The organism is Caballeronia sp. HLA56, from assembly GCF_054655155.1.
In genome coordinates this window covers 230,264-242,717 of sequence record NZ_BAAHOB010000005.1, presented here as the reverse complement: position 1 = coordinate 242,717, position 12,454 = coordinate 230,264, and the positions used below count along the sequence as shown (strand labels likewise).

Sequence of the window (12,454 nt, the reverse complement as noted above, 5' to 3'; positions counted from 1 at the left end):
GCGCGTCACCGTTGTGTCGAATGGGACCCGAGCGCGTTCAGCACTTCGTAGCACGCGCCCATGGTGTGATAGTCGGTCTTGCCGGCAGGACTTTTCTCATCGCCGTACTTGCGGTTGTCGCACGTGAGGATGCGATACCACGCGCCGTACTCGTGATCGACGAAGTGTTCCCAGCTATAGCGCCAGAGTTCGTCGTAGCTGTCCCAGAAGCGCTCGCGGCCCGTGCGCGCGCCGAGCAGCGCCGCCGCCGCGAAGCTTTCGGCCTGCACCCAGAAGTATTTGTCGTGATCGCAGATCGTGTCGTCGGGGCCGAAGCCGTAGTAGAGGCCGCCATGACGATCGTCCCAGGCGCGGCAGAAGCCTGCATCGAACAATTCGATGGCGCGCGGCGCAAGCCACGGCAGCGCGCGATGCCGCTCCAGGATCAGCAGCAGCTTCGCCCATTCGGTCTGATGCCCCGGCTGAAAACCCCACGGACGAAAAATGTTCGAGCTGTCGGATTCGTTGTAATGCCAGTCCACCGACCAGTCGCGCTTGAAGTGTTCCCAGACGAGGCCGTGCGAAAGCTTCGCCTGCCGCAGCGTGATGTTGCCCGCGATCTTCTCCGCGCGATCCAGATAAATCACGTGGCCGGTGGCTTCATACGCGGCGAGCAGCGCCTCGGTCGCGTGCATGTTGGCGTTCTGCCCGCGATAGTCGGACAACTGCCAGTCGGGCGTGGCCTCGTCGGCGTAGAGACCTGCTTCGGCGTCCCAGAAGCGGCGCTCCATCAGCGCGAAAGTCTCGTCGATGAACGGCTTCGCTTCGTCGATGCCCGCCATGGCTGCGTGCGCGCAAGCAAGCAGCACGAACGCATGGCCATAGCAATGACGCGTGCCGTCGAGCGTGTTCGCCTGGCCGTCGCGCCATTCGATTTCCCAGTCGTAGCCTTCGTGCTTCGCGTCCCAGTGGGCGTCGCGCAGGAATTGGAACGCGTGGCGCGCCCAATCCTGATACGACGGATCGCCGAAATGGCGATAAGCCATCGCGTAATTGAAGACGAAGCGCGTGCTGCTGACGAGATGGCGCGTGGTGCGGTCGTAGACGCGGCCGTCGTCCTTGAAGAAGTGGAAAAAGCCGCCTGACTCGTCGCGCGCGGTGGGCGCGTAGAACGCGAGCGTGTCGCGCACGTGCGAGAGCAGGAAGTCGCGGCTGCGGAAATCGACGCTCGCTTGCGGCGCGGTTTCCACGGGGGATGCGGTCAGGTTCATGTATCGCTCATCTCATATCTGGCCGGAGCTCGCGCGGGCGATGAAATCGACGCCCACCAGCGTGTCGGCCTGCCCCGGCGGGTTCGCATTGTCCTCCAGCAACAAGTCGACGCCACGACGGCCGAGCGCTTCCTTGTCGACCGTCACGGTCGAAAGCGGCGGCGTGCTCTGCGCGGCGGCCGGGATATCGTCGAAACCGACGAAGGCGATGTCCTCCGGCACGCGCATGCCGTGCGCGAGGCATACGCGCATGGCGGCGAGGGCCGCTGCATCGTTATAGGCGAAAACCGCGTCGGGCAAAGGAATGGATTGCGCGCGCGACTCGCCGATCAGCCGCCGCATGGCGTCGGCGGCGGCGAGATCGGGAGGCGATCCAGGGTGCGTGACGAGTTCCAGCATTGGGTCGAACAGCAGGCCGGCATCGAAATACGCCTTGCGATAGCCGAGCGCGCGCTGCGCGATGCTGTAATGCGCAAGCGACCCGCCGATGAACGCCACGCGCCGCCGCCCCTGCGCGAACAGATGCTGCATTGCAAGCGACGCGCCCCTTACGTTGTCGATGTTCACCGAGCGAAAGCCCGGCGCGCGCAGGTCGATGAGCACCGTGGGGCGCGCCAGCGAGTGCAGATGCGCAAGCAGTTCCGGCTCGACGAAGCCCGCGACCGCGATGGCGTCGGGAGCGTGCAGGCGCATTTGCTGCGCGAGATCGAGCGTGGGACCCGCGGTCAACACCGACGGCACGAGCCGATGTTCTCGGCAGGCTTCCTCGAAGCCATGCAGCACATGCGAGAAAAACGGGCTGGCGGCGAAGTTGTTGTGCTGCCTATGCAGCAGAAACGTGACACGGCGAATGCGCGTGCGCAATTGCGCGGCATCGTAACCGAGTTGCTGCGCGACTTCGACGACGCGCACGCGCGTGGCTTCCGACAGCCCCGGCTGGTTCTTGAGCGCGCGTGACACCGTCCCGATCGAGACGCTTGCCGCGCGCGCGACATCGCGAATGGTGGTGGCCATCGTGGTGATTCTGTCTCCGCGGATTTCCTGCGGCGCGGGCGGTGTTTAGCGCGAACCGGCTACATTCGTTTTGCGGCGATTGTATAGTAAAAAACCGCAAAACGAACCGTGGAGAAAGGGTGGGGAAACCACTAAGACCAATGCTGTATGGCGTTTGAAGCCTTTTTGTTTGTTTAGTAAAAAGCAGAAAACATTTACATCGAACCTTCGCGCTCGTGTACCGAACGCTTGTCGGGCGTCCAAACGTCGAGCAGAAGGTCGTCGTCCCAGTAGTGGCACAAGAGCGGCAAGCCCATTCGACCGCGCAGACGCGCGTGCACGTCTTCGCCGGTATGCGTCCAGCCTTCCATGGGTTTTCGCCAATGGCATGCCACGACCGTTCCGTTTGGCGTAAGCGTGCGGCGCACATGTTCGACGATATGCCACAGCTGCGGCTCGTCAAGGTAGTAGCCGATTTCGCTGAGGAGCACGAGATCGAACTTGCCTTCGGGCCACGCGTCCGGAAGCAGCATGTGCTCGACCGTCACGTTGTCGAATTGCGCGATGCGCTGCCGCGTCAGCTCGACGGCGTCCGCGCTGATGTCCGTGGCGACGACTTCGTCGCAGCGCGCGGCAAGCAGCGCCGTTAGTTCACCGTTGCCGCAGCCCGGTTCGAATGCGCGCGCGTAGCGGTCGTTGGGAAGCGTGGCTAGCGTCAACGCGCGCTTGCGGCGTTCGTACCAACGGTTCCTGATCTTCCAGGGATCGTCGTTGTCCTTGTAAAGCTGGTCAAAGTACTGCTTCGGATCGTTGATGTTGCTCATATGAGAATGACTTCGAAGGGCCTCGTCAGGCGGGCCAGAACATGCTCGGGCAGAACCGGCGCTTGTCCGGTCGTTTTATCCGGCTCGGTCTGGCTTCTGAAGGCTTGCACGGCCCGGAGCTTCCTGGTGTGCGTTGCCGCGTCCAGGGCGATGCGCCGCGCGCGGCTCCACGGCACGCGCGAATCGTCCGGCGACGCCCAGTGCCAGGTCCAAAGCGGCACTTCGACAAACGGCAAACCAAGCTCGTTCGCGGCCAGACACGTGGCGCGCCCGACGGCCTCGTGATCGGGATGGCCATCGTACCGCCACGTAGTGAAAACGATGTCACCAGGCTGAAGAAATTTAGCCAGAAGTACTGATAGATCCGCTTCGATTTGTCGCGCCCCGCCATCCGGCAAGCCCAGCCGGACGACTTGCGCGTTACGCAGATGCAGCCGCTGCAAGGCGTCCCGCGTTTCTTGCGGACGCACGCTGGCAAGGCGATCCGGCGTCCATTCGGTCGATTCCGGATGGCTCGCGGTGCCGTCCGTCACGGCGACGATCAACACGTTCCGGCTTAATTCCGAGAGGCGTGAAAGTAATCCGCCCGTACCGAGCACTTCGTCGTCCGGGTGTGGCGCCACGACGACAGCGCGGCCGCCCAGCGGGACGAGATCGGCGGGATCGACTTCCGGTAGCGCGCTCAGCTTGCCCCAGTCCTGCCAGCTTTTCTCGGGCGTGCCTCGCCCTTCGATTACCCTGTCGTGCTCCGGCGCACCGGTTTCGGCGAGCGCCTTCGGCTCTTGCGTCGTCAAACTTTCCATGAGTCAGGCTCCCGTTCGAGCAGATGTTCCGCGAGCGATGCCTCGTCGCGTTCCGCGTGGCTTTGTCTGATGAAGACCGGCAAATCCGCCATCAAGTGAGCGAAGTGATCGTCGCGACAGAGCGGCGCCGCTCCGAGCGCGCGGCCCGCATGCTCGATGACATGCGCGGCGCAGCGTTCGGCGGCCAGACGCGCGCGCATGGCGGCGAGCATGGCGTTGGCCTGCGGCTCGCGGTCGATGAATGCCGCCGTTTCGCGCAGCAGCGCGGCCGTGGCGCAAAGCGTGGTGTCGATGGCGCCGAGATGCGCGAGCTTGTGCGGATCGGCGCCGCGTCGCGCGCCCTTTTCGACGAAGCGCGCAATGCCCGCCGCCGCGCCTAACCAGCACGCTGCAATGCCCGCGCCGCCTTGCCAGAAGCCAGGGCGCTCGACATAGCTTCCCGGCTTGCCGATTCGCCGCGCAGGCACGTTGTCGAAGTGGACATCGACGCTCGCGCTTGCTTGCATGCCGACGGCAAACCAGCCTTCGCGCGTCACCTTGACGCCCGGCTGGCGGATATCGACGGCGGCGAGCATCGGCTCTCCGCGCTCGTTCCAAGCCGTCACGAGCGCGTGTGTCACCGAAGCCGCTCCGGAACACCACGCCTTGACGCCGTGTAGAAGCACGTCGTCCGACTCCGGGTTGCCGATGGCCGCAAGGCGGGCGTTCGGCGGCTCGGCGGCCCATACGCCCCACGCTTCGTTCGAGGCGTGATGCTCTTCGTCGAGTTCGGCGAGGATGGCGAGCGCGTCCGTATGGCCTTCGTACAGTTTGACGAGCGCGAGGTCGAAAGCGGCAACGGCGCCGAGCGCGCGCCAGCGCTCACGCGTGGCGCCGCGTCCGGGCAAGGGCAGCCGGTCGAGGCGTGCGTCGATCAGAACGCGTAGGGCGCGAGCCGTGTCGTCTGCGTTGCCGCGCTGAAAAGACAAATCTCCGAGACATGCTTGCAGGGCGGATGCCGATACAAGCGGCTCGGCGGCCGAGGCGAGTGACATGGCGTGACTCACTCCCGATCTTCGCTGTGCTGGAGGGCGCTAGCGTTCCGCATGGACATCTCCTGTTCTCGTTTGCGCATTACTTGGACAAGAGTGTGGCAAGCGACATGCCCGGACGCCATTCAGCCAGACGGGATAAGCAAAAGCGCCGGACAGGAGTCAGGCAAATCGACTTACGCCGTCCGGCCGAGTCGACGGTATCGATCAGACGGGTTCAAATGCACAAAGGCCGCACGAGGCGGCCTTTGTCGGGAAACGATGATGGACGTGTCAGCGCCGCGCGGTTGCGGCGATGTTCTTGCCTTCGCGCGGGGGTTCAGCCGCGGTCTTGCGCGCGCCCCAGCGTTGCGCCAGGACCGCGCACACCATTAACTGAATTTGATGGAACAGCATCAACGGGAGCACGACCGCGCCAACCGTATGGGACGCGAAAATCACCTTCGCCATTGGAATGCCGGAAGCAAGGCTCTTCTTCGAACCGCAGAAGATGATGGTGATCTGATCGGCGCGGCTGAAACCGAGACGCCGCGCGGTGAAGGCCGTTACCAGGAGCGCGACGGTGAGCAGCAGCACGTTGACGACGAGAAGGCCCAAAAGCGTGGAAGCGGAAATCGAATGCCAGATGCCTTCGTTCACGGCTTCGCTGAACGCGACATAGACCACGAGCAGAATCGAGCCTTGATCGACGAACTTGAGCACCGCCTTGCGCCGGTCGATCCACTTGCCGATAGCCGGGCGTAGCAACTGTCCCGCCACGAACGGCACGAGCAATTGCATGACGATGCTGCCAACCGTGTGCCACGGCGAACCCGTTGTCGCGCCATTGCTCGTCACGAGCAAGCCGACGAGCGCAGGCGTGATGAAGATGCCAAGCAGGCTGGACGCCGACGCGCTGCACACCGCCGCAGGCACGTTGCCTTTTGCCATCGATGTGAACGCGATCGACGACTGCACCGTGGAGGGCAATGTGCACAGGAACAGAATGCCGGTGTAAAGGGCAGGCGTGACGAGCGGCATGAGCAACGGCTTGAGCGCGAAGCCAAGCAACGGGAACAGCACGAAAGTGCTCAACAGAACGAGCAGATGCAGCCGCCAGTGTGTTGCGCCAGCGACGATCGCCTCGCGGGAAAGCTTTGCGCCGTGCAGAAAGAACAGCAGCCCGATTGCAACGTTGGTGATCCAGTTGAACGCCGTGGCCACGTTGCCGCGACAAGGCAAAAAGCTCGCAAGGATGACCGTGCTGACGAGCGCCAGCGTGAAGTTATCGGGAAGAAGTTTGGGCCGCGCCATCGGTTGGATCTCGCACTCGTGCTTACGGGCCGAAGTATTCGGGTACCGCGCGCGTCAAGTCAGTAAAAACCATGATTTTCGCTCGTAGGCGATTGAAAAGGCAAATTCATTTACAGGATTGATTGATTACCACCGCGCATGAGCGCGCTTGTTTTCCTTCGATGCAGCAGCATCAACCGGGCCGCCAGACCGGTCACTTCGACAGTGCGCAAATCCTCCGTGAGCGACTTTTTTCATCGGACGATTTGTCTTTCAAATCAGCAGGATGCAGCGGAAAAACTCCGACGTAACATGGTGTTACAACCATGAATCGGGCCTAACACTTTTTGGCTCGACGGCCGACGCCGGGCGAAATAAATTGTGGAACATGCCGGTCGACGAGTGCGCGCGAGATCTCCTCGCCGTCGCCATTGGTCCGACTTTGACCGGTTGTCCGTTGGGCGTCGACTTCTCTTTTTGCGTCGCTAACGGGCAGGGATGGTGTCGGACACTGGCTGTTTTCTCGACATGGCGCTCATCGGCATACGCACAACGACTCGCTTTCTTGCAGCCACCGCGATCTCTTCGCTGGCGGTCGCGGGTTCGCTCGCGCTTGCCGGTCCGCGTGTCGAATGGCTGTCGTCGGCGGTGTTTCAAGATTCCGCGAGCAGCCGTCAGTCGCTGCACCATACGCCGGTTGCCGCCAAGGACGGTCTCACGCCAGTGAGCGCTGAAGTGCGGCCCGTGCCGCGCGCCGAACAGGCGGCGTCGCTCAGAGGCGCGGGTTCCATTCGCGCTGACATCGCCCGCTATAACGAAGAGCGCAGCCTGCCACGTCAACCCGGCCGCCCGGTCGATGATGGCCGCACCTCCGGCAACGCCAACTTCCGCAACTGAGCTTCATCTGCTGCGACGTCTTGTTGCAATTCCGCAATGCTTGCGCGTTAACTTCGTGGTTAACTAAAAATTATTTGCGCGTCTAGTTACGCCGTGACGGTGACGCAATCACGCCACAGTTGTTCATTCGTGACCGCATAAACATTCCTCTCTTTTCGCGCTGCACGGACAATGCGCCCTGCGCGGGATTTCGCAATCCAAAGCAGTTTCGATTTCCCTTTCATCGCCTTCAAAGGCGCGCCGTTGCTCGGCTTCCTATAAAGACCGCTCGGAACGATTCGGCTTTGACGCGAGAAGCGACGCGCATCGAAGCGTGAAAAGGCGCGCCTGCCTATTCAAACCGTGATACCCGCAATAACCAAAAACATTTTTGACCGGAAAAATGGTCCGTAAAGATGGTGCCGCTCCACTAGCGACACCGCTCTCGCCGAAATCATTAGCCGACAGAAGAGGCGAGTGCACCGTTCCTCGCCCGCCAAGCATTCAATTTTTGACAAACGACAGGAGAGTTCATGAAGCCAACCGTCAACCGTGCGATGAAGACCACGGTCAAGGCCACCGTAGTCGCCGCCATGTTCGGCTTTCTCGCCGCGGGCGCGGCGCAGGCGCAATCGAGCGTCTCGCTTTACGGTCAGGTCGACGAATGGGTCGGCGCACAAAAGTTTCCCGGCGGCGATCGCGCCTGGAATGTGAGCGGCGGCGGTATGTCCACATCGTACTGGGGCTTGAAGGGCGCTGAAGATCTGGGCAACGGCTACAAGGCGATCTTCACCCTGGAAAGCTTCTTCCGCGCGCAGAACGGCCAATACGGTCGCTTCCAGGGCGACACGTTCTTTGCACGTAACTCGTATGTCGGTATCCAAGGGCCGATCGGTACGTTCACCGCTGGCCGCCTGACGACGCAGTTGTTCGTTTCGACGATTCTGTTCAACCCGTTCGTCGACTCGTATGTCTTCTCGCCGATGGTCTATCACGTGTTCCTCGGTCAGGGCACGTTCCCGACCTACACGACGGATCAGGGCGTGACGGGCGATTCGGGCTGGAACAACTCGTTGCAGTACACGACGCCCGACTTCAACGGCTTGTCCGGCAGCGCGATGTACAGCTTCGGCAACAACGCGGGCGATGGCCGCTCGAAGAAGTACAGCGCGCAGTTCCTGTACTTCCACGGCCCGTTCGCCGCGACCGGCGTTTATCAATATGTGAACTTCAACAACACGCCGGGCGATCTGGTCACCTCGAACGCCTTCGCCATTCCCGGCTACAAGAGCCAGAGCGTTGCCCAGTTGGGTGCGTCGTACGACTTGAAGTACGTGAAGTTCTTCGCCCAGTACATGTACACGAAGAACGACATCGACCCCGGCACGTTCCACGTGAACACGGGGCAGGGCGGTGTGACGGTGCCGCTCGGCCCGGGCCTGGTAATGGCGTCCTATGCGTATTCGCGCAGCAACGGCGGTCTGGACCAGACCCATAAGAGCTGGGCCGTAGGCTACGACTACCCGCTGTCGAAGCGCACCGACGTCTATGCCGCGTACCTGAACGACAAGTACACGAGCATGTCTTCGGGCGATACCTTCGGCGTCGGCATCCGCGCCAAGTTCTGAGTCTTGCGGCAGCAAACGAAAAGCGCGTTCCGGATAATCACCGGAACGCGCTTTTTTTCATCTGAATCTCTGCGACGAGCGTTTCAGCCGATCCGCAAACGCGACTTCGCCTCGTCGTATTCCTGACGCAAGCGCGCGACCAGTCGCGCGACGCTCGGTACATCGTCCATCAGGCCGACGCCTTGGCCCGCACCCCAGATGTCCTTCCACGCTTTCGCCTTGGCCGCGCTGTCACCGAAATTCATCGCGGTCTTGTCGGACTGCGGCAGCGCTTCGGGATCCAGTCCCGCATTCACGATACTCTGGCGAATGTAGTTGCCATGCACGCCGGTGAAGAGATTCGTATAGATGATGTCGGCGGCATTGGCATCGACGATAGCCTGCTTGTAGCTGTCGAGCGCGTGCGCCTCGCGCGTCGCGATGAAGCGCGTGCCCATGTAAGCGAGGTCCGCGCCCATGGCCTGCGCGGCGAGAATCGAGCCGCCGTTGGCGATGGAGCCTGACAGCACGATGGGGCCGTCGAACATGCGCCGCACTTCGCCGACGAGCGCGAACGGCGAGATCGTGCCGGCGTGGCCGCCCGCGCCCGCCGCCACGAGAATCAGCCCGTCGACGCCCGCTTCGAGCGCCTTTTGCGCGTGCCGCAAGTTGATCACGTCATGCAGCACGATCCCGCCGTACGAATGCACCGCATCGATCATTTCCTTTACCGGTGCGCGCAGGCTCGTGATGAAGATCGGCACCTTGTGCTCGACGCACACGCGCACGTCCTGTTCGAGCCGCGCGTTCGACTGGTGGATGATCTGATTCACCGCGATCGGCCCGATGACCGCATTCGGGTTCGTGGCCACGTGTTCGGCGAGCGATGCCTGAATCTGCGTGAGCCATTCGTCGAGCAATTCGGCGGGACGCGCGTTGAGCGCCGGAAACGAACCGACGATGCCCGCTTTGCATTGCGCAAGCACGAGTTCGGGATAGCTGACGATGAACATCGGCGAGCCGACGACCGGCAATGCAAGGTTCTGCAGTACGGCGGGAAGTGCCATGGCGCGAGTCTCCGGGATTTCGTACTTATTTTACGGTTGGGGAGTCGTCTTCGAGCGGCTAAATTGAGACGCACGATCGTTCGATTATAGGCACAGGCGCCGCAGCCCTGTCATCCTCCGATTCCCGAGGAAATCCTCGGTTTCACCGCTTGTGTGCACGTTGCTCATCGAGCATTCGGAATGCCGCGCCTACAATGGACCGCTACGCCACGAACAAGAAAACACCATGTCCTTCAGAGGCTACGAGCCGTTTCGCGTGAATGCGGCGGGCGTCGAGATTGCCGGCGAGAAGGGCGGAGACGGCCCGCCGCTTTTGCTTTTGCATGGCTATCCGCAAACGCACGAGATCTGGCATTCATGCGCCGATGAACTCGCGCGGCACTTCACCGTGATCGCCACCGACTTGCGCGGCTATGGCGCATCGGCCAAGCCGCCGAGCGACGAACGCCACGCGCCTTACTCCAAACGCGCCATGGCCGCCGATCAAGTCGCGGTCATGCGTCACTTCGGCTTCGAACGTTTTCTCGTGTGCGCGCACGATCGCGGAGCGCGCGTCGCGCATCGGATGGCGATCGATTTTCCCGATGCCGTCGATCGCCTGATGCTGCTCGATATTGTGCCGACGCTTGCGATGTTCGAAGCCACTGACCGCGCGTTGTTGAGCGCCAACTTCCACTGGTTCCTGATGAACCAGCCATCGCCCTTTCCGGAAAAGATGATCGGCGCCGATACGACCGGGTTCATCGAACACTTGATGGGCCGTGGCCGTGCGGGTCTTGCGCCGTTCGCGCCGCACGCGCTGCAGGCATATCGCGATGCGCTGGCCGCGCCCGATGCGGTGTTTGCGACATGCGAGGACTATCGCGCGTCGGCGGGCATCGACCTCGAACACGACCGGGACGACACCGAGCGCGGCGTGAAGATAGCGTGCCCCGTGCGCGTGCTGTGGGGCGAGCAAGGCGGGCTAGAGCGCGCGTTCGATGTGCTTGGTCAATGGCGGCGCGTCGCGCGCGACGTAAGCGGCCGCGCGCTCGATTGCGGCCATTACGTGCCAGAGGAAGTGCCGCAGGAGTTACTCGTGGAGATGCGTGCGTTCTTCGAAGCAGAGTTCTGCTGACAAAGAGCCGATGATCTCAGACGCGGCGGCCTTACGCATGGGTCGAAAGTGCTTGGTTGGCTTCGGCCCGGACTTGTTCTATATCGGACGCCGCCAGCCAGTGGCAATAACCACCCAGCGTGGACCTATCGATGTCCTGCAGCGCAATGTGATCGTATGCGCCTTCGCGATACTTCAATTTCGACCAGTACTCGTCTGTTTGCCACGCATGAATATGCAGGACATCGCTGCCATGCGTAAGCGACGCGTAGGGGAAATGGTCGAGAAGTCCTATGGAGCAACGCTGCGGATACGTGCGACGTAGCGCTAGCTCTCCCGCATACATGGTAATCACGTTTCTGCACCAGCCTGGCCACTCTCCACGGAAGTCTCGGAACTCCTCGTCGAGCAGGCGAATGCAACAGTCCATTTGAGCCGGCAGGAAGTCGCACACCATTGTCGATGGCCCCAGCACCGACGCACCAATATTATGTAAGCCAGAATGAGGCAATCCCCACCGGGCACTGCATTCGTTAAGTTTCTGTCGGACCGACGCCTCATATGCGTAGGCTCCGAAACCAAAGCAAAGGCCGGCAGGATGAAACTTCGACAGCGCGGGCGTCACAAAGGTGTCGCAATCGGTTTTCAGAATGTAATCGAACTGCCGACAAACGTCTAAAACGGCTTTATCGCAGAGATTGGCGACAGAATTGATGTATCCATAATCCGACCATTCGCTGTTTTTCTGAGAATAAGGAACGCTCGGAATAACGACTATATTACTGTCTCGCGGCAGTTTAGATGTTGCTTCCGGATGGCACGCAACGATTAACGTGCTTCGGTCAAACAAGCCTGTATGGATGATGCTCTTATAGAGCCAGCTAAATTCCTCGATGTTACTCGGAACATTGTCTACATATACCAGTATGCCGATATCTTTTCGTGCTTGATTCAAGAAAGACCTTTAACGATACATTTATTCAGTGCCAGCGGCGAAGTGGGCCTGCGCTTGCCGGCACTTGGCACTTCTGCTCGCTTAGATCACGGGAAAGATAAATAGCGTAGTGCCAGACTGCAGAGAGACGTTGGTCGAAGTGTAGATTGCAAAATCGGTCCAGGTAGTCAACTGAAGCATGCCGCTGAAAGGAATAATAACATTGCCGGCCTTGCCCCCATGATCGGTGGCTACCTTGAAATAGTAGGGGTCGTCGTAGAAAGCATCCTTGCCGCTTGCGGCCAGGTTCGGCTCGCTTCTGTTGATCGACACCTGAGCCAGGTTCGCGTCCGCCACCGAAACGACCATTTGCCCCGCGACAGCGTACACGCCATTTGGCAGGCTCAATGAACCATCGGGATTAACATGGCTTACCTGGTCATAAGGCAAACCGAAATGCAGGAAATTCCATCTTTTCGCGTTCGAAATCTGCGTGGTGGGTAGCAGCTCGGAGTCTCTCAAACGAATACTGAGATAACGCCCCTGAGCTGTTGTCGTCTGTGCCTGGCTTGCCGTGGATGTCATTAACCCCGCTAGTAACGGGACCGCTACAGTGGATGCAGATACGATTTTTCTACGATTAATGTCCATTATGATTTGTATTGAGTTGTAAAAATGGAGGCTCAAAATTACTTAAATTC

12 protein-coding genes are annotated in these 12,454 nt (G+C 60.9%); 3 read left to right on the top strand and 9 right to left on the bottom strand.

Going from position 1 to position 12,454, the window contains the following annotated elements; all coding sequences use genetic code 11:
- Positions 1-5: 5 nt before the first annotated feature.
- From ACYQ47_RS20560 to ACYQ47_RS20535, 6 genes are all read right to left on the bottom strand, one after another.
- Positions 6-1,250: an AGE family epimerase/isomerase gene (locus ACYQ47_RS20560; protein ID WP_250462623.1), complete on the bottom strand. Its 1,245-nt coding sequence runs from the start codon at positions 1,248-1,250 to the stop codon at positions 6-8.
- Between the two features lie 12 nt (positions 1,251-1,262).
- Positions 1,263-2,264: a LacI family DNA-binding transcriptional regulator gene (locus ACYQ47_RS20555; protein WP_459906602.1), complete on the bottom strand. Its 1,002-nt coding sequence runs from the start codon at positions 2,262-2,264 to the stop codon at positions 1,263-1,265.
- A gap of 194 nt (positions 2,265-2,458) precedes the next feature.
- Positions 2,459-3,067, bottom strand: a complete 609-nt coding sequence (locus ACYQ47_RS20550; protein WP_309961772.1) for a class I SAM-dependent DNA methyltransferase — start codon at positions 3,065-3,067, stop codon at positions 2,459-2,461.
- On the bottom strand, positions 3,064-3,870 hold the full coding sequence (locus tag ACYQ47_RS20545; RefSeq protein ID WP_244826769.1) for a PIG-L deacetylase family protein: 807 nt from the start codon (positions 3,868-3,870) through the stop codon (positions 3,064-3,066). The genes ACYQ47_RS20550 and ACYQ47_RS20545 overlap by 4 nt, the downstream gene beginning before the upstream one ends.
- Positions 3,858-4,904 carry an acyl-CoA dehydrogenase gene (locus ACYQ47_RS20540; protein ID WP_459906601.1) on the bottom strand — a complete coding sequence of 349 codons (1,047 nt, stop codon included), beginning with the start codon at positions 4,902-4,904 and terminating at the stop codon, positions 3,858-3,860. The genes ACYQ47_RS20545 and ACYQ47_RS20540 overlap by 13 nt, the downstream gene beginning before the upstream one ends.
- Before the next feature lie 270 nt (positions 4,905-5,174).
- Complete coding sequence (locus ACYQ47_RS20535; RefSeq protein ID WP_250508459.1) at positions 5,175-6,194, bottom strand: bile acid:sodium symporter family protein; 1,020 nt, start codon at positions 6,192-6,194, stop codon at positions 5,175-5,177.
- Between the two features lie 477 nt (positions 6,195-6,671).
- On the opposite strand from ACYQ47_RS20535, the gene ACYQ47_RS20530 reads away from it, so the two are divergent.
- Together ACYQ47_RS20530 and ACYQ47_RS20525 are read left to right on the top strand one after the other, a co-directional pair.
- Entirely contained in the window at positions 6,672-7,070 is a 399-nt protein-coding gene (locus tag ACYQ47_RS20530; RefSeq protein WP_244826772.1) for a hypothetical protein, read from the top strand.
- A 512-nt stretch (positions 7,071-7,582) separates the two neighbouring features.
- Complete coding sequence (locus ACYQ47_RS20525; protein ID WP_244826773.1) at positions 7,583-8,677, top strand: porin; 1,095 nt, start codon at positions 7,583-7,585, stop codon at positions 8,675-8,677.
- Positions 8,678-8,760: 83 nt separating this feature from the next.
- Here ACYQ47_RS20525 and ACYQ47_RS20520 read toward each other — a convergent pair whose 3' ends face one another.
- Positions 8,761-9,723 carry an NAD(P)H-dependent flavin oxidoreductase gene (locus ACYQ47_RS20520; RefSeq protein ID WP_459906600.1) on the bottom strand — a complete coding sequence of 321 codons (963 nt, stop codon included), beginning with the start codon at positions 9,721-9,723 and terminating at the stop codon, positions 8,761-8,763.
- A 226-nt stretch (positions 9,724-9,949) separates the two neighbouring features.
- Here ACYQ47_RS20520 and ACYQ47_RS20515 point away from each other — a divergent pair, with 226 nt between their 5' ends.
- Entirely contained in the window at positions 9,950-10,840 is an 891-nt protein-coding gene (locus tag ACYQ47_RS20515; protein WP_309841106.1) for an alpha/beta fold hydrolase, read from the top strand.
- Positions 10,841-10,871: 31 nt separating this feature from the next.
- Here ACYQ47_RS20515 and ACYQ47_RS20510 read toward each other — a convergent pair whose 3' ends face one another.
- Both ACYQ47_RS20510 and ACYQ47_RS20505 read right to left on the bottom strand, forming a co-directional pair.
- Positions 10,872-11,774, bottom strand: coding sequence for a DUF7164 domain-containing protein (locus tag ACYQ47_RS20510; RefSeq protein WP_459906599.1), 903 nt, complete (start codon positions 11,772-11,774; stop codon positions 10,872-10,874).
- Between the two features lie 81 nt (positions 11,775-11,855).
- Positions 11,856-12,338 (bottom strand): hypothetical protein, encoded by a 483-nt coding sequence (locus ACYQ47_RS20505; protein ID WP_250508463.1) that lies wholly within the window; start codon positions 12,336-12,338, stop codon positions 11,856-11,858.
- Positions 12,339-12,454 lie beyond the last annotated feature (116 nt).